The 26,141-nt window shown below is 42.4% G+C and carries 18 protein-coding genes and 1 pseudogene; 6 read left to right on the top strand and 13 right to left on the bottom strand.

The features are described 5' to 3' along the window. Window positions 1–2 precede the first annotated feature (2 nt). From OCV88_RS06940 to OCV88_RS06900, 9 genes and pseudogenes are all read right to left on the bottom strand, one after another. Window positions 3–503, bottom strand: a pseudogene (locus tag OCV88_RS06940) (TrmH family RNA methyltransferase); the annotation flags it as partial. Between the two features lie 85 nt (window positions 504–588). After that, window positions 589–1,341 (bottom strand): metallophosphoesterase family protein, encoded by a 753-nt coding sequence (locus tag OCV88_RS06935; RefSeq protein ID WP_158424809.1) that lies wholly within the window; start codon window positions 1,339–1,341, stop codon window positions 589–591. Window positions 1,342–1,406: 65 nt separating this feature from the next. Next, complete coding sequence (locus OCV88_RS06930; protein ID WP_158424808.1) at window positions 1,407–1,769, bottom strand: VOC family protein; 363 nt, start codon at window positions 1,767–1,769, stop codon at window positions 1,407–1,409. Window positions 1,770–1,815: 46 nt separating this feature from the next. After that, the gene (locus OCV88_RS06925; protein ID WP_334307976.1) at window positions 1,816–3,045 is read right to left on the bottom strand and encodes an ATP-binding protein; all 1,230 of its coding nucleotides are present in this window, start codon (window positions 3,043–3,045) and stop codon (window positions 1,816–1,818) included. Between the two features lie 321 nt (window positions 3,046–3,366). Then, window positions 3,367–5,859 carry a glycyl radical protein gene (locus OCV88_RS06920; RefSeq protein WP_158424806.1) on the bottom strand — a complete coding sequence of 831 codons (2,493 nt, stop codon included), beginning with the start codon at window positions 5,857–5,859 and terminating at the stop codon, window positions 3,367–3,369. Window positions 5,860–5,938: 79 nt separating this feature from the next. Beyond that, entirely contained in the window at window positions 5,939–7,054 is a 1,116-nt protein-coding gene (locus OCV88_RS06915; protein ID WP_158424805.1) for a glycerol dehydrogenase, read from the bottom strand. 116 nt (window positions 7,055–7,170) lie between these two features. Beyond that, window positions 7,171–8,388: an MFS transporter gene (locus tag OCV88_RS06910; protein WP_158424804.1), complete on the bottom strand. Its 1,218-nt coding sequence runs from the start codon at window positions 8,386–8,388 to the stop codon at window positions 7,171–7,173. A gap of 58 nt (window positions 8,389–8,446) precedes the next feature. Further along, window positions 8,447–9,388 carry a bifunctional enoyl-CoA hydratase/phosphate acetyltransferase gene (locus tag OCV88_RS06905; protein WP_262590998.1) on the bottom strand — a complete coding sequence of 314 codons (942 nt, stop codon included), beginning with the start codon at window positions 9,386–9,388 and terminating at the stop codon, window positions 8,447–8,449. Window positions 9,389–9,395: 7 nt separating this feature from the next. Then, on the bottom strand, window positions 9,396–10,739 hold the full coding sequence (locus tag OCV88_RS06900) for an aldehyde dehydrogenase (protein WP_317258606.1): 1,344 nt from the start codon (window positions 10,737–10,739) through the stop codon (window positions 9,396–9,398). A 188-nt stretch (window positions 10,740–10,927) separates the two neighbouring features. Between OCV88_RS06900 and OCV88_RS06895 the strand changes: the two genes are divergently transcribed. Continuing rightward, complete coding sequence (locus OCV88_RS06895; protein WP_262590886.1) at window positions 10,928–11,908, top strand: glycyl-radical enzyme activating protein; 981 nt, start codon at window positions 10,928–10,930, stop codon at window positions 11,906–11,908. A 108-nt stretch (window positions 11,909–12,016) separates the two neighbouring features. Here the strand turns inward: OCV88_RS06895 and OCV88_RS06890 are convergent, their stop codons facing one another. The 3 genes from OCV88_RS06890 to OCV88_RS06880 form a co-directional block, all read right to left on the bottom strand. Then, window positions 12,017–12,997 (bottom strand): glycyl-radical enzyme activating protein, encoded by a 981-nt coding sequence (locus OCV88_RS06890; RefSeq protein ID WP_262590884.1) that lies wholly within the window; start codon window positions 12,995–12,997, stop codon window positions 12,017–12,019. Window positions 12,998–13,071: 74 nt separating this feature from the next. Continuing rightward, complete coding sequence (locus OCV88_RS06885) at window positions 13,072–15,576, bottom strand: glycyl radical protein (protein ID WP_158424799.1); 2,505 nt, start codon at window positions 15,574–15,576, stop codon at window positions 13,072–13,074. Between the two features lie 88 nt (window positions 15,577–15,664). After that, window positions 15,665–16,852: an MFS transporter gene (locus OCV88_RS06880; RefSeq protein WP_158424798.1), complete on the bottom strand. Its 1,188-nt coding sequence runs from the start codon at window positions 16,850–16,852 to the stop codon at window positions 15,665–15,667. Between the two features lie 254 nt (window positions 16,853–17,106). On the opposite strand from OCV88_RS06880, the gene OCV88_RS06875 reads away from it, so the two are divergent. The 4 genes from OCV88_RS06875 (at window position 17,107) to buk (ending at window position 22,607) form a co-directional block, all read left to right on the top strand. Beyond that, window positions 17,107–18,609, top strand: a complete 1,503-nt coding sequence (locus OCV88_RS06875) for a helix-turn-helix domain-containing protein (protein WP_158424797.1) — start codon at window positions 17,107–17,109, stop codon at window positions 18,607–18,609. A 24-nt stretch (window positions 18,610–18,633) separates the two neighbouring features. Then, window positions 18,634–20,154, top strand: a complete 1,521-nt coding sequence (locus OCV88_RS06870; protein ID WP_158424796.1) for a helix-turn-helix domain-containing protein — start codon at window positions 18,634–18,636, stop codon at window positions 20,152–20,154. Window positions 20,155–20,342: 188 nt separating this feature from the next. Continuing rightward, the gene (locus tag OCV88_RS06865; RefSeq protein ID WP_262590882.1) at window positions 20,343–21,500 is read left to right on the top strand and encodes an iron-containing alcohol dehydrogenase; all 1,158 of its coding nucleotides are present in this window, start codon (window positions 20,343–20,345) and stop codon (window positions 21,498–21,500) included. A gap of 15 nt (window positions 21,501–21,515) precedes the next feature. Continuing rightward, window positions 21,516–22,607: a butyrate kinase gene (gene buk / locus OCV88_RS06860; RefSeq protein WP_158424794.1), complete on the top strand. Its 1,092-nt coding sequence runs from the start codon at window positions 21,516–21,518 to the stop codon at window positions 22,605–22,607. Window positions 22,608–22,724: 117 nt separating this feature from the next. Here buk and OCV88_RS06855 read toward each other — a convergent pair whose 3' ends face one another. Next, complete coding sequence (locus tag OCV88_RS06855; RefSeq protein WP_158424793.1) at window positions 22,725–23,495, bottom strand: alpha/beta hydrolase; 771 nt, start codon at window positions 23,493–23,495, stop codon at window positions 22,725–22,727. A 263-nt stretch (window positions 23,496–23,758) separates the two neighbouring features. On the opposite strand from OCV88_RS06855, the gene OCV88_RS06850 reads away from it, so the two are divergent. Continuing rightward, window positions 23,759–26,002, top strand: a complete 2,244-nt coding sequence (locus tag OCV88_RS06850; RefSeq protein WP_158424792.1) for a hypothetical protein — start codon at window positions 23,759–23,761, stop codon at window positions 26,000–26,002. Window positions 26,003–26,141: the final 139 nt, after the last annotated feature.

The following is a 26,141-nucleotide window of genomic DNA, read 5'->3' as shown; positions in this document are numbered from 1 at the left end:
TACTATCTTTGTTTTCCAAGCTCCCAGAATGCCACAGCACTGGCCGCGGCTACATTCAGGGAATCAATTCCCTGTGCCATTGGGATTTTTACCGTATAATCACAATCTGCTATGGTTTTTAACGCAAGCCCCTCTCCTTCCGTTCCAAAAACTACTGCCAGCCTGTCTTCCCCAAGTAATTGCGGATCGTCAATCCTAACCGAATCCTCACTTAATGCCATTGCCGCAGTGCAAAATCCCAGCTCCCGAAGCAGAGAAATCCCCTCCTCCGGCCAGGATGTATTAGAGGTAAAAAAAGTCCACGGAATCTGAAAAACGGTTCCCATACTGACTCTTGCCGCTCTGCGGTACAGAGGATCACTGCAGGCAGATGTCAGTATAACTGCATCTATATGTAAAGCTGCCGCCGAACGGAAAATCGCCCCAATATTAGTAGGGTTTACGATATCTTCCAACACCGCAATCCGGTGAGCATGAGCACAAATCTTTTTCACATCCGGCAGACAACGGCGGCGCCTTTAGATCTGTAATTTCTATTATTTCCGCCATGCAGAAGCCTCCTTTACATTCACACGCATATATATATCTTTACCAGATCCTCACAATCTGATCATAAAGCAGAATTTCCTTATCATTCACCGCCCGGTCATCATGCAGATGACCAAAAAACCATTTTTTATACTGCACTCTGCAGCGAATTTCTTCCAGATAACTGCTCAATTCATCACATGCATAAGCACCATCGCCAAGGAACTCTTTGGTACTGTCGCTGCAGTCATGAGTCACAATATAATCCACCTTCCAGTTCCACTTTTCTAAATTCCGAATGCCCTCCTGCATTTCCTGTTCCGACGGCATTTCCTGCTTCCACCATGATATCCTGTTAATACGAAATTGTTTTTCCGGATCTCTTTTCCAGTTTCGAATCTTCACTGCATCTGCTGACGGATCTAAAATTCCATCTCTAATATCATGACTTCCTGCTCCCCCAAATGTAAAAATGCGGCATCCGTCTATAGAAAACACCTGTCCTCTCATCAGGTGGAATACAGATGAACGAATCTGATGTACACAGCCGCCATTCCAGGTCACTAAAGGGTATCTGTACAATCTATCAAAATTCTCATGATTCCCATCTACAAATAGAACCGTAAATGGTTTATCCTCCAGCCAGTTAAGCCAGTATTTTTCGTAAGAGGACTCCTCTAACGGCTCCCAGACTCCGCCAAAATCACCGCATACAATGATATAATCTCTCTTTGTCATTTCCTTCTGCTCAGGAAATGCTTCTGTTGTAAATTTGTGAAATTTTCCGTGACAGTCTCCGGTTATATAAATCATACTCCCTCACCCCTGCTGTAAAAAGTGCCTGAAACCCAATTCCTGTATACGTTTCTGAAAAAGGCTTACATGGGCGTTCTTACTTCTATTAAATTTCCATCCGGATCGTAAAACCTTACCATTTTCTGTCCCCAAGGATACTCTGTCAGCGGAGTTACATAATGAACCGGAACGTCATATGTTTCCAGCTTTTCTATAAAGCTTTCTATATCTATTTCTTCAAAATACAATTCTGATGCATGATTTTGAAAAACTATTTCTTTCTCAATAAACGCTTCCCATATTTTTTTATCCTGGAGAACCAGACCTTCTGTCAAAACAGCATTTTCCGTCTGATCTAAAATCACATTCAGGCCAAATAAATCTTTGTAAAACTTCTTTGCACGCTCTATATCTTCCGTTACAATTAAAACATTTTTCAGTCTCATAAAACTGTTCTGCCTTTCCTTTTATCAAATACCTCGCAGCTGTTTTTTATTTGTCCACTTCAAGCAGCCAATCTATCAAATTTTTAACCTTGATTCCATTGTAATTTCCCACCGTGAGTAAATCCGCCGTGAGTACGATTTTTTCATAATTATCCTTGATATTCTCAAGGGGGCACATCTCCCGTTCAAAGGTTTCTTTTGCAGTCATATCTGCCGTTACCTGAAAATATTCGTATGCGCCCTGTTTCTCCGCCACAAAATCTACTTCCATATTACCCTGCTTGCCCATTGCCACTTTGTATCCGCGGCGCAGCAATTCAAAATAAACGATATTCTCCAGTGAAAAACCAAGGTCATAATTTTTACGTGGCAGTATATGATTTCGCAATCCCAAATCCACGATATAGAGTTTCTTGTTTGCTTTCAAAAGCTGTTTCCCAACAATGTCAAAGCGCTCTACCGGGTAAAAAATAAAGGATTCTGTAAGTGCCTCCACATAGTCGCTCACTGTATTGGGTGAGATTTTTCTTCCACTTGAAATTAGGTAATCTGTAATACTCCGAATGGATACAAGACTGCCGACAACGCTGGACAGATACTTGGCGATAGTCTTTAACAGGACAATATCCGTCACTTTCCGTTTATCAGGATTGCTCTCTCTGCGTGACTGTCTGTCCTCAATATCCTTTACAATGACCGTATTATAAATCCCCTCTAAATAGGTTTCCACCTTGTGATCTGTGCGCTCCATAGAGGCAACATAGGGCAGCCCTCCGTTTTGCATATATTCTGCAAAGCCCTGCTGCTTTTCCAATTTGGTAATCTCAAGAAATTCCCTAAAAGACAGCGGCAGCATTTTGATTTCCACATATCTTCCGGTCAGCAGTGTTGCTAGATCTCCGGACAGCATATAGGCGTTTGATCCTGTCATATACACATCCACATCTGGTTTGACATAAATGCTGTCTACCGCCTTTTCAAAAAACGGCACCTTCTGAATCTCATCCAAAAAGATATAGGTAGTCTTCCCAGGAATCAACCGTTCTTTCAAATAATCATACAGCTTTTTGTAACTCAGCAGCTCCTCATACTCCAATTCCTCAAAATTAACAGATATGATTTGCTCCTTAGATACACCGTTTTTCAACAGCCACTCCTGATACTGTGCAAGTAATGTTGACTTCCCGCACCGGCGGATTCCGGTAACAACCTTAATCACCTGTTCTTCCTTCCACTGTATCAAAGATTCAAGATATTCCTTTCTCTCTACCAACACAATCACCTCCGTTCTATTATTCCCATTATAGTGTATTCGATGCATTTTTTCAATATTGTGTTCCAATTTCGGAATATAATATATTTATATTTGTATTTTATTCCAAATCCAGTTACCAAAGAACTAAAAAAACAAAACCTTTTGTTTCTGGAAATATTTGCAACATTGGCCGTATATATAATAAAGAACTGACAGATCATACATTACATTTACTGTCAGTTCTTTTTATAATTCGTTTTTAAATACCAACTTAATGACATTGCCTTGACAAAGAGCACATCATATCAATAGCAGATGGTTTTTTATAAAAATGTTATTGCATTAACCAAAGTTCAATTCTGTTCTTCCAATAATATCATCCTGAAGCTGTTTACTTAATTCTACAAAGTATGCGCTGTATCCGGCCACACGAACAAGAAGATCTTTGTATTCTGACGGATTCTTCTGAGCATCCAGTAAAGTTTCTTTGCTTGCTACTGTAAACTGGCTGTGCATACCTTTTCTCTGTACATAAGTATCCATCAGTGAAATCAGATTATTCAGTCCGCTGTCCCCTTCTAAAGCTGCCGGAGAGAACTTCCAGTTCAGCAGTGTTCCGTTTCCGGCTTTGCCGTGGTCAATTTTGGTAACGGATTTGCAGATTGCACTTGGACCTTTAATATCATGAGGGCAGCATAAGGTGTGCTGTGCACCCATACAGTCAGATACCGGTTCAAAGGATTTACGTCCTTCTACGGATGCCCACTGGGCTCCGCCCAGAGCTACGTTTACAGCTACAGAATAGAATCCCGCCTGAAAATGTCCGCCGTGAGCTGTAGGATGACCGTTTACCGCATCGCAGTATGTATCAAAAGCGAAGCATGCCAGATCGTCTGCGTAATCATCATCGTTTCCGTAATGATGTACATAATCGGAGTTTACCAAAGCATAAAGTTTCTCATAGCCTTCCCAGTTTGCTTTCGCTGCATCCAAAAGCTCTTTTCCTGTCACTTTCTGTTCTTCAAAGACAAGCTGTTTAATAGTGGAAAGAGCGTCTGCAACAGATCCTACTCCTACTCCCTGAGGACCGGAGAAGTTATAAATGGCGCCTCCCGCTGTTACGTCCACACCTTTTTCAACAGGCCCCTCCATCAGATTGGAAAGATATGGCAGAGGTTTGATGTCCTGATGGATCAGGTCGATTTTACTGAGCATGCCAACCATTGTATCTACCCAGTATTTCATTTGTTTTACATACGCTTCTTTGACTTCTTCAAAAGATGTAAAAGTTTCCAGTGAACCGTAATCCGGGGCATACTGCTCTCCTGTTTCCATATCCCGTCCGCCGTTAAGCGCCAGCTCCAGAACTTTATTAATGTTAAAGTATGCAGCGTCATGCCAGCCATACTCTTTTCCGGTAACATCCGGCTCTACACATCCAACTACCTGATAGTTTCTCGCATCTTCCAAAGAGCGTCCATTGGCAACCATAGAAGGGATCGTTACATCATCGTTAAATATTTTCGGTTCTCCAAGTCCCAGACGAATGAGGTTTGCTGTTTTCACTTTCAGTTTTTCCGGAGTCCCTGCATGAAGCCGTACTGCTGTCCACGGGGTAGGTATACGGGTATGCGCCACTGCATCCAGCACCATAAATGTCAGATCATTGGTTCCGTCTTTTCCGTTTTCCAGTACGCCGCCTACAGTAAGAGCCGGCCCGCCGATGCCGCCATTTGCGAATACATCAATGGCAATATGATTACGAACTTTATTTTTCTCCCAGATTTTAATATGGAAGTTTTCTATCAGTTCCTGGCAGAATTCTCTTGTAGCCGCACCTGTTTCAATATCGTGCTGATAGAACGGATACATATACTGGTCAAAACGTCCATAAGAAATGGAGTGTCCGTTGGATTCCAGCAATACCATATCGTTTGCAAATTCAACGGCCTGGATTGCTTCATAGAAGGTACGGGGCGGCTCTGTTGCGATCCAGTCACAGTTTTCGGCGATTTTCAGCAGCTCCGCTTTTCTTGTTTCATCCTGTGTCCGGGCTGCTTTGTCTTTTGCAGCCTCTGCATGACGTTTTATAAAGTCTGTAGCAGCCTGGTTCATAATTAACGCTGCTTTATAGAAAGTTTCTTTTTTGATATCTTCCGGATCGGAAAGATCCAGAGCAGCCATCTTTTCTTCAATTTCTTCTTTGATAGCCCGCCATCCCATCTTTAACAATCTGTCATAATTAATGCCAAGATGTCCTGCGCCGCAGGTAAGATAGGAATCACAGAAGAATATGCCATGATTCATATGAGATCCGTCAATCTCCGCTTTGGTAAGATTTGGCGTGAGGCGATCCTCTGCACAGTTTCCAACCCAGAATTCCTCACAGTCCTTTAACTGTTTATAGCAATCCTCTGTGAAATGAAAGTAATCATGGGTTCTGTTTTCGCTGTAGTCCAAAAGTCCGTTTTCCATCTCATCAATAAGCCAGTTCAGGCCGAATTCAGGAAAGACCGGAGCTCCTTTTTTCGGACACAGCATAGATCCTGCAATCAGTTCATGATCGTAAATCTGAACGGGGGCTTCTCTGAAAAACGCAGCCATGGCCTCTGCATTTTTAATAATCTGCGGATATCCCGGCATATCTTTCATTACTCTTGTCATAATTACACAGCGATCCGCATATACCTCTCCGTTAGTTGTTCGTTCTGTGTCATCAAGAATCAGATTAATCCTTTCAAATGGTGACGGATCTTTTACAAACCCTGACGCACCAACACCCCATACTTTGTCATAAGGTTCAATTGCGCTTGCAATATCGCTTACTCTTGCCATAGTAATTCCCTCCTTTTAATACATGTTTTTCATATATGATTCAGACTTTGCATTCAGTCTGTAACCGCTCTTAGTACTATTAATTATCCCTCTGTGAAACATTTTGTTTATACTGTCTGCCGATTTCATCTGCCAGCAGCACAGCCCCTATAATTATTTCTTCATCTATCTGAATAGGCAGATTGTGTGTACAGGGATCTTCCCGGGCTATCCGGGCTACTATCTGCAGCTGTTTTTGCGTTATGTTTTTCAGACCAAGCTCTTCCAGTGTCACAGGCAGTCCCAGTTTCCCAAACAGGTTAAGTACCTGATGGATAGTTTCATCCTTTTCTCCTGCCAGAACAAGCTGACAGATCAGAGCAAATGCTACCTTTTCCCCATGCATATACCTGTGTGTTTCTTCAAGTTCGGCCAAACCGTTATTAATCGGATGAGCAGCACAGATTCCGCCGCTTTCAAATCCAATCCCGCTCAATAGAGTGTTGGCCTCTATTACATGTTCCAAAGATCTGGTAATACATTTATTTTTTGCTGAAAGATACGCCTTGTATCCTTCTGCCATAATTGTTTTAAAACACTGTTCGCCAATAGCCTTGGCAGCCAGGGTGATTTTTCCTCCGCAAAAATTATCTGCATTTTTACTGAAACATTCTTTCATCTCAAACCAGGTAGCCAGTGCGTCTCCCATTCCCGCTGCCAGCAGATGCGCCGGCGCTCTGGCAATGACACCTACATCTGCCAGAACCAGATCCGGATTAGTGCGAAGCCATAATAACTGATCCAGTCCGCCGTCTTCCCGATAGACAATAGAAAGGGCGCTGCATGGTGCATCAGAAGATGCGGTAGTGGGGACAACTGCAAGCCGCAGTTTCATAAAATGAGAAACCGCTTTTGCCGTATCAATTACCTTTCCCCCTCCCAGCCCTGCTATCACATCAATTTTTTCTTTCCGGCATACATCGCACAAACGTCTGATTTCTTTCATTGTGCATTCCCCGGAAAAAATCTCCACCGTAACAGAAAAATCCTTTTCACATACCATCTGTGTGATTTGTTTTTCCATCCTTTTGCGGTTTCCTTCTGATGTAAGAAGTAAAAGTCTGTTCCCCAGTCCGTTCAGATACTCCGGTAATTTCTGTATAATGTCTGTTCCCTGTATGTACTTTGAAGGCGACAGAAATATTTTATTTTTCATTTTTTAATAGATTCCCCTCTTTTTTATGGCTTCATATTATCAGCCGCAATCCATTTATACACTGCCGGATTTGACCAAAATCTTTTTTGTGTCTGTGCAAATCTGACAGTTCCTTTTCAGGGCTTTCGAATTCCCAGAAAACAGAAAAATCCTATAACAGTAACCAGCAGAATCATGAAAACAGTACTGAGATAAGAACCGCTGGAGTCATAAAAAGATCCGGCTATAGTGCTTCCAAAGGAAGCGATAATCAAATTGGTATTAATAACAGAAAAATTCACAGGATAATGTGCTGCTCCATAAAATGAACGGATGATTGCAGAGTTAGTGGGAGTAACACATCCATAGGCAAATCCTCCTGTAACAAATCCTGCACAAATCAGAGAAAAGGAGCCGCTCTTTATAGCTGCCATAAGTATCAGGCCTGCTGCGATAAAAATCGCCATATCAAGAAGCATGGTAACCCGGTATCCTTTTTTATCAAACAGACTTCCGAAAAACACACGCCCAACACCGTTCATAATGGAAATCAGTCCAACCGCAGTAGCAATGGTTCCTGCATTTACATGCGCCCCTACTTCCATGGCAATTCCGCTTGCCTGGGAAACCAATGCCAGTCCCGCAGCACTTAAGAAAATTGCCCACAGATAATACATCCAGAATGACGGACGTTTCAGCATAACGCCAGGTCCCACATCCAGGCCTTCTACCTGATTTTTCGTTGTTTTCCTTACCCGGGATGCCGGTGGTTCAAAATCTTTTCCGGGTTTTTGAAAGAAAAACCCGCACACAATCATTACTGCAAATAGTATTACTGCGAAAACTTTAAAGGAGATTCTCCATCCCCCTGTCTCTGCCGGAGTAAAGGCCTGATATACTTTTCCGATCACGAAACTTCCAATGCCGAACCCCATTAATAAAATACCGGATATAAGGCCGCTTTTATCCGGAAACCAGGCCATCATAGTACTCATTACCGCATTATATGCAAGTCCTGATGCAAATCCTCCCAGGATACCGAATCCAAGATAAAGAACTGCTAAAGACTGTGTTTGAGAAGCAATAAGAAATCCCGCCAGAAACAGTACGCCGGATATCCATACATTGACTTTTGAGCTGGTTTTCCCTGCCAGCATTCCTCCTGCCAGACAGCCAATGCAAAACAGGATCATGGCAATTGTAAATGTCAGAGACAACTGAGCTTTCGTCCACTGGACAAATTCCTCAGAGATGGGCGATGCAAGTACACTCCAGGCATATACCAGACCGGCAAACAAAAGAACAATAACCCCTGTAGCAGCATATACCCATCGGTTTAAACTTTTTCCTTTCATATTTTTTCTCCTGTTCGGGGGGATGCAAAGAACTCTCTTGGCATCCCCCTGTATGTTCTTACTTTATACCTCCGGTGTAGGCAGCCAGTGCAATAGAATAATATTTATCAGAAGCTGCTGCTGCTCTGGACACCAGAATAATCGGTACTTTTGCCCCTACCATAAGTCCTGCTGTAGTGCAGCCGCCAAGCTCTGTCAGCGCTTTTACCATAAGATTGCCGGATACCAGATCCGGTACAATCAGCAAATCCGCATCTCCTGCCACAGGACTTTCAAATCCTTTTATTGCAGCAGACTCTTTTACCACTGCCAGATCCAGCGAAATAGGTCCTTCCACCGTGCATCCGGAAATTTCTCCTTTTTGATTCAATTCTTTTAATGCTGCGGCATCTACAGTTTCTTTCATTTTAGGATTGTATTTTTCCACAGCACAAAGAACTGCAACTTTAGGATCTTCAACGCCTGTTTTATGCAGAACCTCTACGGCATTTTCCAAAATAGCCCGTTTCCCTTCAAAATCCGGATATGTATTCATAGCCACATCTGATACGGCGAACATTTTATGATAATTTGGACATTCATAAAAACCAACCAGTGAAATCAGCCCGCCTTTCCGCAGATTATTTTCTTTATTCAGAATGGCTTTCATCAGCTGTCCGGTTTCCAGTTTCCCTTTCATAATAGCGCCGGCTTTTTTGTCGTTTACAAGTTTTACTGCAATTTCCAAACACTGGTCTATATCGGCAGCGGTAATCATCTCATAATTTTCCTTTTTCTCTCCCAATTCTGCCAGAATTTCTGCTATTTTAGCTTCCTCACCGATTAAAACTGCTTCCACCAGCCCATCCTTTACCGCAGTGGTAATGGCTTCCAGTGTATGCCGATCCTCAGCGGCAGCTACCGCTACTTTTGTTTTTTGCGGCATTTGTTTTACCAGTTCTGCCAGTTGGGCAAAATTTTCAAACATCATATTATCCGTACCTCTCCTGTTGTTCTTAATCGCATTTTTATAATAAGTAATTGCCTCCGTCAGCCATACAGAATCTCCTTCTTCTCAGGAAGGACTGAGGGCCGGTAACACCTTCTCCTGTAGGTGTAGCGATTGTAGGAGAATTTGTGCCGGAGCCGCCGATGCCAAAGGCTGCCATAGTTCCGCCATTTTGTACAAATACTGTTGTATTAATTACTTTACCAAAGGCAGTTACGTGATCAATATTTTTTGACCAGATAGATGCAGAGTGTCTGCAGTTATGCTCTGCCGCTACTGCCCGTTCCATTGCTTCTTCAAAATCTTTACATCTTACTACCGGAATAACAGGCTGCATCTGTTCTACCTGAACATAAAGATCCTCGTTTTTAGCCTCAAAAAATGCCATTCTTGGATCACTGTCAATCTTAATCCCCGCCGCCTCAAGAATCACACTGGCATGTTTTCCTACGAATTTTTTATTTGTTGCATATCCGCTTTCTGTTTTCACGATTCCTACCGCCGTAACAGCATCCGCCTGTTTTCTTGTAAGTCTGTAGTTTCCAAGAGCTTCCAGTTCATTCATAAATTCATCAAAAATTTCATCTAATACGAACAGTTCTTTTTCGGCAATGCATAAAAGATTATTGTCAAAGGTTGCGGATGCGCAGACTCCTGCGGCAGCTTTTTTTATGTCACAAGTCGCATCAATAATGGAAGGCGGATTTCCAGGACCGGCAGCTACTACTTTTTTGCCGGTGGCCATCAGTGTTTTAACCATTCCAGGTCCTCCGGTACCAACTAAAAGACTGATTTCAGGCGCATACATAATATCATCCAGCGTTTCCATGGAAGGCTCTGCCGGCATGGTGCAGATATTTTCCGGGCCTCCCGCATTGATAATCGCCTGGTTCACAGCCTGACATGCTGTAACTGCACATTTTACAGAAGCAGGATGTGCATTAAATACAACTGTATTTCCTCCTGCCATCATTACAATTGTATTTGCAATAATGGTAGCCATAGGATTGGTAACGGGAGTTACCGCTCCGATCACTCCAAATGGAGCATAATATTCCACGGTAAGGCCTTTATCAGAAGCGATCACATTCGTAGGAATTGCTTCCGTTCCGGAAGAAAGCATAATGGCTCCTGTGTCTTTCTGGATTTTATCTTCTACTCTGCCGTACCCGGTTTCCTCAAATTCCAGCTCTGCAAATTCCTGAATTCTGGGTCCCAATTCCTTTCTGATTTGAGCAATAAAACGTTCTCTGTCTTCCAGTGTATAGTTTTTTACAAAATCTCTTTGAGCCGCTGCTGCAGCCGCTACAGCTTCTTTTGCTGTAGCAAATACTCCTAATTTACTCATTGTATTTACCTCCATATTCATTTTCAGCTTTTCGCTTAAGCACTGTAAGTGTACTCATCTCACAGCCTTATGGTAAGAGTTTGTTTATCTCTTTCCAACGTTTTTTTTGCACGAACCCGTATTTTGATTTGTGCATTCACAACATTGCAGGTTTAACCCCTGATGCTATGATGGAAACATCAACAGACAGGAGGCTTTACATAATGACAAATACAGTAACCGGCATTGTTTACAATATCCAGCGATACACAATTCACGACGGCCCTGGCATACGCACGGAGGTATTTTTAAAGGGATGTCCCATGCACTGTAAATGGTGCAGCAATCCTGAGAGCATTAACCCCGCAAAGGAAATCGGCATCTATCCTTCCTCATGTATCGGTGTAGATGTTTGCGGAACCTGCATAGAAGACTGCCCTGTCACACCCGTTCCTTTGATTGTAAAAGAGAACAAAATCGTGGGGCTTGACAGAAAAGCTTGCACCGGCTGTCAGAAATGTGCTGATTCCTGTTTCCTTCACGGAATAAAAAAATGGGGAAATGAAATGACTGTGGAAGAAGTAATGCAAGAAGTGCTTCAGGATATGCCTTTTTACAGAAAATCCGGCGGAGGCCTCACCTTAAATGGCGGAGAAATCACCACGCAGCCAAAATTTTGCATAGCTTTATTAAAAGCGGGCAAGGACGCCAATATTAATACCGTGGCAGAGACTTCTATGTTCTGCAGATATGAAACCATTGAAGGTTTCTTTCCATATACGGATATTTTCATTGCTGATATTAAAAATATGGATAACGAAATTCATAAAAAATACTGCGGCGGAGACATAGGAGTAATCCTCTCCAATATAAAAAAGACTGTAGATGCAGGAGAACAGCTTATTATCCGTATTCCTGTCATTCCCGGCATTAACGATTCCTGCGGGAATATCCGCAAAACCGCAGAATTTATCCGGAATCAGCTTCATAACCGGGTTTTACAGGTACAGCTTCTGCCCTATTTGAAAATGGGAATCGAAAAATATGATTCTCTTGGGAAACTTTATCCCATGGGTGCTGACTATGAACCGGCAGATTTAAAAACGAGAACGCCCCACATCCGCGAACTGGCCGCTATTATGAGGGAATACGGAAATCCGGCGGTTATGGGTTCTTCTACTTTATATGATTATAAAATCAAGTAAATGCATCTGCCATGTATACCTTCAGACAGAAACATAAAAGCCCCCGGGCCCGCGCTGCCGCAAAGTCCGAAGGCTTTTTTCAATAGTAATTTTCAGTTATGATATGATTTATAATTCACTCATCTCTATTCTCTCATTTGAACCTGCCACAACAGGAATATGATATTCTTCCAGGAGCATATTCCTGATACGCAGTAAATTTGCTTCCCAAACACTTCTTTCAGGCATTTTATAGTCTTCTCCCATGGGATATGCAAGCCCTAAAGAAGCATATTTTTCCGTTCCCATTTTACGGTAAGGCAGAAGCTGTATCTGCACTACGCTGCTGCCCAGGTGATCCCGGATAAAAGCGGCTGTTTTTCTTAAGTTTTCATCACTGTCGTTAATCTGTGGAATTACAGGTATACGGATCACCATTTTCACTCCCGCTTTTGCAGTCTGCTCAATATTTTTCAGTATCAGTTCATTTCCTGCTCCCGACCACTGTTTATGTACTTCGCTGTCCATATTTTTTATATCCGTAAAAATCAGGTCTGTATATTTATAAAATTTTTGTATGATATCCGGAGAACAGTGCATACTTGTTTCCACACAGGTATGAATGTTCTTATTTTTGCATGCTTTTAATATCTCCAGAGCAAACTCCCATTGAACGGCCACTTCACCGCCGTTTAAAGTTATTCCGCCTCCGGATTTTTTATAATAAGTTTCATCTTTCATAACAGCTTCCATAACCTCTTCCACTGTCATGACCTCTCCCCAGGACTTGATAGCATGAGTAAAGCAGGCAGCTGCACATCTCATACAGGAAAGACACTGGGAGTTGCTTCCTGTAATAATGCCCTCCGGAGAAAATTCCAGAGGTTTTCCTTCTTTGGGGCAGGCTTTCAGACATGCTCCGCACTTGTCTTTCGAGATGCATTTGGCCGGATAAATACCAAGCTGCCGGTTTGGCTGAATACTTTCCGGATTGCTGCACCATTTACAGTGCATGGGACACCCCTTTAAAAATACCTCCGTGCGTATGCCCGGTCCGTCGTGTATGGTAAATCTTTGAATATTAAAAACAATTCCTTTTTTATCTGACATAGTCACCACCAGCTTATTGTTCACCAGCAGGTGTCCAGGGGCATTTTTTACGCCCCCGGGCATTTACTGCTGTTTTAGAAAGATAATTCAGTTCTTCCGATTAAATCGCTCTGAAGCTCCGGACTTAATTCTGTAAAGAATGCCGAATATCCGGCTACACGAACCATAAGATTTTTATATTTTTGAGGTTCTTTCTGGGCTTTCTGCAATATTTCTCTGCTTGTTACATTAAACTGGCTCTGCATACCACCTTTTTCAAAGTATCCCTGCATGAGATTCATGAAATTGTCCAGCCCAATATCTCCGCTTAGTGTATCCGGTGTAAATTTCCAGTTCAGGATAACTCCGTTTGCGATACGGGCCTGGTCTAATTTTGCCAGAGAATCCGCAACTGCCAGCGGTCCGTTTACATCATGGGAAACACCGCCCGGATGAGCAGGCCCCAGACAGTCGGACACCGCTTCACCGCTGACACGCCCGTCAGGAGTAGCAGTACATCCCATACCGCATGGCACGTTAATGGATACGGAATAAACGCCCGGTCTGAATTCGCCGCCCCTTGCATTGGGTCTGTGCTCAACAAATTCACAATATTTATTCATAACATACTGTGCCATTTCATCTGCGTAATCATCATCATTGCCGTAATGATGTACCTGATCACTGTTGATATATGCCCGGAGAGCTTCATGTCCTTCCCAGTTATCCTGGAGAACTTTCATCAGCTCTTCCCCTGTGATTTTCTTTTCATCAAACACAAGCTGTCTGATGGTGCTTAAAGCATCTGCTACCGTTGCAAGACCTACGCACTGAGGACCTGTATAGTTATAGCGGGCTCCTCCGGCGCTGATATCTTTTCCTTTTTCAATACAGTCATTTACAAGCAGAGACAGATACGGAAGCGGTTTGTTCTGCTGATGTACCATATCCATGGTATTAATAGTAGATACCATGCAGTCAATCCAGTACTTCAGCTGAACTTCAAAGGCTTCCTTTACTTCTTCAAAAGATTTAAAATCCGCCAGAGTTCCCCTGTCGGGTCCCGCCTGCTCTCCGGTTGCCGGATCACGGCCTCCGTTTAATGCGAAGGTAAGCACTTTCGCCGTGTTAAAGTAATCTGCATCATGCCAGCCGTATGTATAGCCCGGTACTTCAGGCTCCACACATCCGATACCAACCCAGTCACGGGCGTCTGAAAGCGGCACCCCATATTTTGTCATAGATTCCACTACTTTTTCATCGTTGTAGATCTTTGGTTCTCCTGTGCCGATTCTGATAACATTAAATGCTTTTATCCAGAATTCTTTGGGATTCTTTTCAGAGAGTTTTACCCCCATCCATGGATTTGTTATTCTTGTATGAGCGTGGGCATCCAGCACCATATAAGAAACATCATTTACAGCATCTTCACCGTCAGCGTCTACACCGCCTACGTTCAAAGCAGTACCTCCCCAGCCGATGCCGGAAGCAATAATCGTTTCTCCAAAACCTCTGATTTTCCTTAACTGATCCATTTTAATAAAAGAGCTTTCTATCAGTTCCTGCATAAATTCACGCGTCAGTATGCCCTCGTTAATACTCTTTTCATAATATGGACCCATAATTATGTCAAATCTGCCGTATGTTACAGAATGTCCGTTGGACTCAATGAGAATCAGATTTGTAGCCAGGTACCACAGCTGAACTGCCTCCCAGAAATCTCTTGCCGGATTTTCAGCTACCCAGCCGCAGTTGGAAGCCATGCGCAAAAGCTCGGATTTTCTGTTTTCGTCTTTGCAGGAAGCTGCCATTTCAGTTGCAAGCTGAGCATATCTTTTAAAGTAGGTAATTGCTCCTTCCAGGGAAATGAGCTGTGCCTGCCAGAACAGTCTCTGTTTGGATGCTTCCGGCGTGCTGCCGGTTTCCAGCTGAGCCAGTTTTTCTGCTACTTTTTTCTTAATGCCCCCAAAACCGGTCTTTAACAGCATAGGATAATCAATACAGATATGACCAATGCCATTATAAGAATACAGATCGTTGGCATACATTCCGTTTCCAAGCAGAGTGCTTCCCTTTGCCTCTTCTTCGGACAGGGCTTTTTTTATTAGATCCACATTGGATACGCCGTCCCATTTAGGAGCGATTTCACGCACAACTTTACGCACTTCATCGGAAATCACATATTTATCATTTGATCTTTCAGAAAAGTCCGGAATGGATGTATCATCCATTTCCTGAACCAGCCACTGAACAGAAAAGTCCGGATACAGAGGAGCATGCCACGCCGGAGCTGCAATTTCACCTGCAATCAGTTCTTCTTCATCTATATGGATGGTTACCTGAGAAAGAATATCACGGAATGCTTTCGCCACTTTAATAATCTGAGGATCTCCCTTATATTTCTCATAAGCCTTCGTAAGAATAACGGCTCTCTCTGTGTCCACCATACTTACGGCATCTTTTGTCTTTTCCAGCATGGAATTAATCCGGGGAAACGGAGAAATATTTTCATCCAGTCCGGAGACCCCTACTCCCCAGACTTTATCATAAGGTTCAATTGCCTCAGGTCTGTTGCCTTTCGTTAAACTTTCTGCTATCATAGCTTTTCCTCCTTACTGCTAATTGTTTAAATATTGCTATGCCTGTATTTGTAAATATCTGTATCTTCCCAGACATTAATGCTGACTGTTATGCTGCTTTTTTATTTCGCATATTAATAATCATAAATACGATTGCCAGAATCACTACAACGATTACCGCAAAAATCATAGACCACTGATTAGGAATCAGTTTTCCTCCTGCTGATACCGCCAAAGCAGCTCCTGCCGGAGTCACAATATACGGGCAGACAGCCATACCGGCGTTTTGCAGACAGGTTGCAATAGAAGTAGCCATTTCCGATGACGCCTGATCTACCGAGCTTCCTGCTCCCGTAAGAATACACGGCATACAAATAGAGAACGCAAGACCGCATACAAATGCGCCTACATAAGATAATGCCAGGTTCGGAGCAAATGTCATAATCAGATAAGAGGCTGCCAGTAAAAAGCATCCCACTGTCAGTGTCATACGTTTGCATGCGCTGAGAATTTTTCCGAAGATAAATCCCATAATCAAACCACCCAGTGCAAAAAGAGCCAGTGAGTAGCCTGCTGCTGCGGAACCTCCAAGCTTTAGCTCTGTTATAATGGAAGATGCTGAATTAGAATATGTCTGTCCGGCAATCATATATACGAAAAATGCAATACACCATACCCACATCATACCTGTTGGTTTGAATTTTACCTTTTCTCCGGTTTCCGTAACTTTTTCAGGCTTTTTATATGGGATACATACAATCGTGGCAATCAAAGAAATAATTGCCATCAGATGAACAAGGAATGCCACGTTCCAGCTTATGGTTCCCAGATTTCCTGCTACCAGAGAAAAAATAATTGCTCCAAGCATCTGAAATGCCGTCATATTACCCATAATTTTTCCACGCTCATTTGGATTTTCAAAATTCTCCACTACAAGCGCCGCGCATAAAGACTGTACCATTCCAAGGCCGATACCAAAGACAATACGCATAACCAGAATCATATTCAGGCTGTCCATAAAGAACGGCACAACGCCTCCTGCCAGCCAGAGCAGTACACCGATAAGCATCAGTGTTTTCTTTGGAATACTTCCCATAAGTTTTCCGGTTATAATTGTCATAGGGATTACGATTAAACACGGAATGGAAATCAAATAAGTAATAACCGTAGTTTGATTTGCTTCCGGAAATGCCCCGATAATGTTTGCGATGTTACTTGATACCGCAATAACCCCCATCATAAGAATTGCACAGAGATAAATACCCACCTTGACTCTGCCTTTACTAGTTTTTTCCATAAGTTTCTTCTCCTCCTTTCAATTTTTCACCGCTAAGTGCTTTTTACACTCAGGTGTTTGAAAACTTTTTGGTATCCATCTAGTAACCATGTTTCGCCCTCATTATAGCTGTCCCCTTCTCCTTTGTATTCGTATCTTTTTACCAAACAGATTTCTTTTTCGGGCTTTTTGCACAAGTCCAATTTGAATGCTTTATGCTAAAATAGCACATAATGAAATAAGTAGAAGCATTCTGCAGAGGAAGGGAAATTTCTATGAAACTCAGTATATCGCTTATTGCCAATGAATTATCGGGAATCATAAAGGATATCCACATATCCTGCAATTCAAAAGTGTCGGCCATTAAAATTCTTTACGACAACAATACGTCTCTTGACACAGAATACGTATACCTTTGCCAGCCCTTAAAGCTTCAGGAAATTCTGAATCAGAAAAACGTTCTGAAATGCCAGAATTTTATTATTTATGGCAATGAGCCTGAAAATCTGAAAGAGTCACTGACAGATTGTAACTATCTGTGCATATCAGAAACATCCAGTTTTATTTATTTCATTAACATGGTAGAGGCCATTTTTTCTTCTTACAATGAATGGGAAAACAGACTGATAGAAATGAGTGTTTCACAGGCCTCTCTTCAGAACATGCTGGATCTGGCCTTTTCCAAAATCAGAATCCCTCTATGTATTCTGGATGTGAATCATCAGGTTCTTGCAGTAAATCATCAAGTGAAAACTTCAGACACTCTGTACACCTATATGCAGCAGGGATATGGCTACCCCTGTGCGGAAATTATTAAGGAAAGCAATCCTACATTGCCGGAACTGGATAAAGAAACCGTTCGGGAGGTCATTAACACGTTCAGCCATAACAGACTGAGAGTTACCACCATTAAAGTCCGGGGACACTCTATCTTTTATCTGGGGCTGCACAAATCAGATGCACAGCCCTTTCAGCCGCATACTTTAGAACTCTATGAGCAGTTTGTTCAGATAGTAACCATTAAAGCTGCGCAGTTTCCCAAAAATATGTTTGTAAAAAGCAGTTTGTTCGAGCAGTTTATGGGGGATTTGATTCATAAAAAAAGTTTAGATCAAAAAATCGTACAGCAGCTTATTTCTTATTATCATTACAAACAATTTGACAGCTATTATTTGCTTACGCTTCACTTCCTCCAGCCTGCTGCAAAGAAAAATCCGGAATTTATAAATCTTGTAGAATCATCCGTTTCCAATTCCAGATGCTTTTATCTAGAGCCTTATATAGGGGTACTGATTCAGGATGAAATCCTGCCTTCTGATCTGCAGCGTCTAAAAAAAATACTTCATACTTACCAGGCCCGCTGCGCTCAAAGCTCCTGTTTTCATAATCTTTGCGATATCCCTAAAGTATGGGCTCAGATGCTTTTTATACTGGATAACTGGAAAGAAGAATATGGAGCGGTTCAGAACTATGATCACTATATTACAAGGCAGTGTATTCAGACTGTGCAGCAAAAACTGCCCCCGGAAACACTGTATCCTCCATGTTTCTCCCGGCTGGCCGAATATGACACAGAAAACAATACGGAATATGTGGCTACACTGATTGCTTACCTTCAAAATAACTGCAGTATATCAGCCAGCGCTAATGCCCTTTATATTCACCGCAATTCTCTTCAGTACCGTATTAAAAAAATTGAAGAATTACTGGGTTTCAGAATTGCAGCCTCTGAAGAACGCATAAATATGCTTTTCTCATCTTTTTTTATTTATCAATAAGACAAACGAGGAGGCATTCGGATTATGTTTATACGAATGGAATATATACAAAAAGAACTTCAAAATAATATTTCAGTCTGCCATATCCAAAATTCCGCAAATCTTCTGGCTTTTAAAATAATGGAATCCTCCATTACCGAATTAGAGGATTCTGTTATGTATCTTTGCAGACTAGAAGATATTCCAAATGATCTGCATCAGAAGATTGGGGAACATGGAAAAAATTTTATGCTGTTTGATGCCCCTGCTCTCCTGCCTTCCTGGCTGGGGCATTCTAATTATTTAATATGCAGTGAGCCATACAGTAATTTGTTCTCTTATGTTAATAAACTGGGAAATATATTTTTGATATATAATAACTGGGAACAGAAATTAATGAAAATTATAAGCGGTCATTCCTCTTTTCAGGATATGATCAATACCGGGTATGAACTGATTCAGGTACCTATGGCTATGATGAATGCCAATCATCAGATACTGGCAATCACTGATATATCTCCAAAAAATGATACGCTTTATTTTTGTCTGCAGAACGGATACGGTTATTACTTTCTCAATATTATTAACCGCAGCAATCCAACTCTGGACGAAGTAGAACAGACAGGCGTAGCAGAAGTTATAAATAATATCAGCGGCAAACGGCTTCGTGTTTACCGTATCCGTATCAATCCGTACATTTCTTATTATATAGGCTTTCACAAACAGGATAAAAACTCCTTTCATCCCGGAGACATTCTGCTTTTTGATTATTTTGTCCGTCAGATGGAAAAGCTGGCAGCTTTGCTTCTGCCCCGTCCTGACTTTAAGAAAAAAGACTATTCCACGCTTCTAGAAGAGATGATACTGGCAAAGGATATGGATATTGCCGCTTTGACACAAACCTTGAAAGACAACGATATTTCAAATCAGGGAACCTGGCAGCTTTTATGTCTGCGTTTTACTAATTATCTTAAATTTCGTACAACCAGACATTATGAGATTATGTCTCAAATACAGCAGCAGCTTCCTGACTGCCACTGCACTTTGATACAGTCTCATATAGCTATTTTGCTTACTACCAAAATTGACATACAAAAATATATTCTAAAACTGCAGTATATACTTATTACCAATGATGCAATCTGTGCCTGCAGTTTACGATACTTTCACTTAAGTGATACAAAACGCGTTTGGGAACAGCTGATGTTCATCCTGGATCAGCAGTCAGATTCCATCCGGACTACAGTTTTGTATTATGAGGATTACTGTAAACAGCATTGTATTTCGGAAATCTGTAATGAATTTCCGAAGGAAACTCTGATCCATTCTGCATTTTCTGTTATTCAGTCTTTTGATGAAAAAAACAATACCGATTATCTGAATACGTTAATCTGTTATCTTCAGAATAACTGCAGCATGAACAACACTGCGGAAATATTAAATATTCACCGCAATTCCCTGCTTTACCGAATCCGGCGGATTGAAGAACTGTTGGATTTTGAAATCTCCACGTCACCGGAAAGACCACATATGCTATTTTCCTCTTTCCTTATTTCTCAGTCATAATATTGCATAAAGAAAAGGCATCGTTTGTACTATTTAGCCGGAAACAAACGATGCTTTTCTTTTTTTCTCCGGCACCGGAGTTTCTGCACAAAAACAAATATTGTTTTGTGCTAAAACTTCGGTGTCTTCTGTTTTTTTCAATGATACTTTTAGTGTACAGACATGCAAATTACTACAGGAGGTTTTTTATGACAACTACATTTTCACAAATATGCCCGGTTTTCTTTAAGGAACACGCTTCTTGCCAAACCGGGGAAAAAGCAAAGGAATTTCACGGAACAAAGGCATTCTGCGTTTGTGATAAAGGTATTTCTGACTGCGGCATCGCAGATAAAATAATAGCTTCTCTAGAAGAGGCCGGTATTGAAACGAAACTCTATGACGGCGTACTGCCGGATGCTCCTGATACCATGATAGACTCCGCCGCCAATATTGCCCGAAACTTTGATGCGGATATTGTCATAGGCATTGGTGGAGGAAGCAGTTTAGATGCGGCAAAGTCCATCTCAGTTTTACTGGACAATCCCGGACCCATCCACCAGTATTATCTGTCAAAAAATGTGTCCTTTACATCCGATACCCCGCTGATCTGTATTCCCACTGCATCGGGCACCGGCAGTGAGGTAACAAATGTAAGTGTCGTCCACGACCATGTAACACACGCCAAAGAGACGGTTATAAAAAAACCATCTCTTGCCATTGTGGATCCGGTGCTTACACTGGGGCTTTCTCCCTTTACTACCGCCATTACCGCTATGGATGCCCTCTCTCATGCCGTGGAAGCTTATACAACCAAAATCCCCAATCCCCATTCAGACGCCCTGGCTCTGTATGCAATTCGTTTGATTACTTCTAATATTGTCACTGCATTTAAAGACGGCAGTAATCTTGAGGCCAGAATCAGTCTTTCTAAAGCAAGCACCCTTGCGGGGATCGCTTTTAATGACGCCATTACCCATCTGGGACATGCCGCAGCTCACGAATTTGGCATCCGTTTTCAAATGCCCCATGGGCTTGCCTGTGCTCTGACGCTGCCTGTGGTGCTTACCTTTGCAGGAGATGCCCTTCCCCAAAGAAGTATAGATATTGCAAAGAGCATGGAACTTGCCCTTCCCAAAGACTGCCGCGGAAAAGAAGCCGCAAAACTGGCTTCTGAACATATGAAATTTATTATGAAGGCCCTGGAAATCCCTTCTTTGAAAAAACAGGGAATTACAAGACAAGAGGCCGTGGACTGTGCCAGGGATGCTTATGAAAAAGCATTTTTCATTGCTTACACTCCCCGCAGGATTACCGTACCCCAGCTGGCAGAATTAATCGGTCAAATGTATGACACATATCAATAACAGGAGGAATACAATATGAAAATTTTTGCCATTAACCCCGGCTCCACTTCTACAAAAATTGCACTGATTCAGGACAATACCGTACTTTTTACAAAAAATGTATCTCACGATGCTTCCAAGCTTGCAGAATTTGACGGTATTTCAGCCCAGCTCCCCTATCGGAAAGAAACCATTTTGCAGATTCTTAAGGAAAATCAGATTTCATTGGAAGATGCAGATGCTTTTGTGGGAAGAGGCGGCGGTCTCATTGCCATGGAAGGCGGTATTTACCATATTGATAAACTGATGCTTGATCATGCCGCAAGAGGCGCAAACGGTATTCAGCATCCTGCTCAGCTTGGTCCCCAGTTAGCCCATGAATTTGCCCAACGCTACAGCAAACCGGCCTTTGTGGTAAATCCCCCTGATGTAGACGAGCTTCAGGATCTGGCCCGCATGACAGGCATCAAGGGCGTATATCGTACCATTCATTTACATGCACTGAATTTAAAAGAAACTGCCATACGCCATGCAGCTTCCCTGGGAAAAACTTATCAGGAATGCAATTTTGTAGTATGTCATATCGGAGGCGGCGTATCTGTATCCGCCCATAAATACGGAAAAATGATTGACGGTTATGATATTGTAGGTGGAGAAGGCCCTATGGCTCCTACCCGCTGCGGAAGCATTTCTGTATCCAATCTGCTCCGTTACGCAAAAGATAAAGACCTAAAAGAGATACAGTCCCTTTGTACGAAAAACGGCGGATTTGTCAGCCACTTAAACATCTCAGACGCCATCGAACTTACCGGACGGGCCAAAAAAGGTGATAAAGAAGCTGAAATGATATGGAATACTATGATATATCAGATAGAAAAAGCCATCGGCTCCATGGCTGTTGTTCTTCACGGAAAAGTGGATGGTATTCTTCTTGGAGGCGGCATGGTACACAGCGACGATCTGGTAAAACAAATCACAGAGGCCTGCCAGTGGATGGCTCCCGTCTGCCCTTATCCCGGTGAATTTGAAATGGAAGCCATGGCTTCCGGTGCAATCCGGGCCTTAACAGGAGAAGAAACCGTAAAAACTTATACCGGCAAACCTGTCTGGAGCGGGTTCGATTTTTAACCCTTCTCAATTTCCATAAAAATTAGAGCTGAGTGAACATCTAACATTTCACTCAGCTTTAACTAACACAAAAAACGCCCTTTAATACGAGCGCCAATGTTTTTGTTGTATTTACTTCTATATCAGTTTCTGCACCGGTTCTGTCATATGCCCTCCTGAAAATTTCCCAAAGATTTCTTCCAGCCACTCTCTGCTGTCACTCATCCAATGGCGTGCCCTTTTGCATAAATACTCTCCCTCTTCAAATACTGACGGATCTCCTGTGGAAAAGCCATGAGGACCATATGCATAAACATGACATTCAAAAGAAACCTGATATTTTTCCAGTTCAGCAATAAATTGCAATGTATTCTCAACCGGAACGGTGGCATCATTTCTGGTGGTAAATACAAAACACGGACATATATTTTCATCTACTGCATCAAGAACACCGGGGGCCGTTTTCTCCCAGTGTTTCGCATTTTCATCATTAATCACCGGATAGCCCAGAATCAACGCATTTGGACGATATTGAGCCTCTGACATCACCGCCCCGCAGGCCGCTAGATGTCCTCCGGCAGAAAAACCAATCACTGCAATTTTGTTTTCATAAAGATGCCACTCCCGGGCATGACTGCGAATCAGCTCCATTGCCGCCTTATAATCCTGCAGGGGATTGGGCCACCGGGCATGTTCTCCTATTGAATAACGCAGTACAAACACGTGATATCCCATCTGCAGATACACCGGCACAACGGAATCTATCTCATTTTCCGCACAAAGCTGATATCCTCCTCCGGGAATCAGCAAAACCCCTGGGCGGGTTGATGCGCTGGCAAATGGTGTCTGTATGTATGCCGTTATAGTTACATTTCGATCTTTGTTTAATATTATTTCTTCTGTTCTCATAAAAACCTCCCACCCACTATTAAATCATAGCTCTCTGCAATCATTCGTTTAATATCTGCTTTTTTCTATATATATTATAGCCATCTCTCCTGCATTTGAAAACTATTGATTCCTTTCATACGTTTTTCCCTCTGCATTTTTATTTCCTTTCAGAAATAACAAATAACATCCTGTTTTTCACAAAAAACAATGTATTTCATTCTCCCCGGTTATGTAATAATAGGTTCATAAAAAATGAAGAAAAATCTTTTAAGGAGGACCTTATGAAAACATTATTAGAAATTATAAGTACATCCACTGCCAACGATTATACTTCCACTGCCATTGCTTCCACTGTAACTTCTGCAGTTTACAGAGCTAACGGCACGGAAGAAACAATAACCGCAAAAGAAGGCTGCGCGCTGGTGTTAGTTGTAGACGGCGTGCAAAAAAATCTGCTTGCAGGAGCCTCTTACGAAGTAGAGAAAAACTTCTCCATTACTCCTGTGAAGATTTACCGTATCGGCGGTCCAAGTGCTGCTCCATGGTCAGGCGCCAAAGAAGAAGAAAAAGCGACCTATTATTTCCGCCAGGCACTGCTTGTTAATAACGGAGCCATTATTTCAGACGGTTCTGTTACAGACGCCATCACAGGGGGCACCTACACCGAAACATCAGCAGAAGGGATTACTATCAACGCAGGCGGCGCACATTTTAACGGTATTCTGCTGGACAATGGCACAAAATACGAGATTAAAAATTCCCGTTTTTATGCTTATGGAGACGGCGGAGATGATCTTGCCGGATGGGGCACTTCTATCATGGCAGACAATAAGTCCCTGCTTGATCTTAAAAGCACCTATATTGAAACCGCCGGCGCTATCCGCTGTGCATTGTATGTGGATAATACTTCCATTGCCAATGTTACAGATACTGTCATCTATACAAAGGAAACTCCGGATACTTATGAAGAATACAAAAATCTGGTTCCGGCTATGATGAAACGTGTTCCTTTTGCCCTTGGAATGGAGGGAACCGTACGTTCCCTAAACGTCATGGCGGACGGCCAGGGCCGATTTAAAGACTGCATTATCGTTTCAACCGGCTGGGGCGCAATTTCCACAGACTCAGGTACTGCTTATGATGTCTGCAAAACCTATGCTCTTGACGTTGAAGATACCCTCTCAGGTATCGGCACACTAGAAGTGGCACAGGAAGGAAAATCATATACTGCTGCCCGAAAAATCAACGGCGTTACTTACGGCTTTACCGTTGGAGGTTCCGGTTATGTTACCTATGCAGACTCCGGCGTACATAACCGTTATAAAAATGTAGAATTTTATTCACCGGACTATATTCAGGTTATGGGATCCGGACGAACCGGTTCTTCTTACATAGACTCCTATCTTCAGTCCGGACATACGGCCTTTATGACCCAGCAGACAGGAGGCGGAACCTTTGATTTTACAAATACAACCATTGATACAGTAGATGCACTGCTTCAGATTAAATCCGGCGCTGCCAACACCGGTTTCAGCAATATCATACTGGATCAGTCAACTGTAAATTTCTCCGGAACATCCACCCGCTGCAAAGATGGTATTCTGGTAGAGCTTGTAGAATCTGATGATGCCGGCAACCCCGGTATTACAACCTATACGATTAATGATCATGCAGAAGAAGCAGAAGCTACAAGCAGTACAGTTTCTGACTGCAATGCGGACTTAAGAAACGGCAGCTATAACGGTGATATTTATAATTGTATTTACAACTATAAACAGGTTTTAAATGTGTCGCTGGAACATGCATCTTTAAAAGGGCGCATCTCCTCCTCCACAGCAGTTCATGTTGATTTAAACGGCGATATTGTTCCAAACGGAACCGTATTAAATGCATTTATGGGCTCTGAGGAATATAACCATGCAGACTACAGCGCAAAAAACGGAGGACAGACCGGAGACTGTCTGATCATTGGCCGGTTCTGTCATACGGCTGCTCCAATTTTAAACAATCCAATTAATGTAACATTAAAAGACTCCAGCTGGAAGATCACCGGTGACGGCTATATTCATACCTTAACCACAGATTCCTTAGCAGACCTTTGGGCAGATACTCCTGTCACCGTATATGTAAAGGCACTGAACATTGGAGAAATCTCATATGCAGACGGAACCTACAAAGAAGGAAACGTCACTGTTGTTGTAGACTCTGCTGAGGTTATCGCTGCAGACAACGGAATTGCCGACGCCGGTCAGACTTATGGAAATGTTACTTATACATTCTACGCTGCAAACGAAGGCGGGGAACCGGATTCAAAAGCAATAACACTAAAACGCCAGAACTACATCGACGGAAACCTGTATTTCACCATGATTCCTTCTGAAGGTTACGAAATCCTTTCCGTCTTGGCAGAAGGAGGTTCTATTATCGAAAATACCGCAGGGGGTGAGCTTTCCGCGTATAAATCCGCATTGTGTCCTGCCGAAGGCGCCTCATCCATGAAGGTCTGCGTAACTGTAAAACACTAATACCATCAATACCTCTTACCCTTTAAGGAGAAATCGGTTCATGCCGATTTCTCCTTTATTTTATGACAGGAAAATAGATTTTCCACAAAAAGCCGCATCCAGGGAGAGTCTGTGCTACTCCCTATTGAAAACCCAAAAC

The sequence above is a fragment of the Brotonthovivens ammoniilytica genome, from assembly GCF_025566885.1.
In the GTDB taxonomy this organism is placed as follows: Bacteria; Bacillota; Clostridia; order Lachnospirales; family Lachnospiraceae; genus Brotonthovivens; species Brotonthovivens ammoniilytica.
The sequence above is the reverse complement of the archived record's forward strand: the minus strand, read 5'-3'. Positions and strand labels throughout refer to the sequence as shown.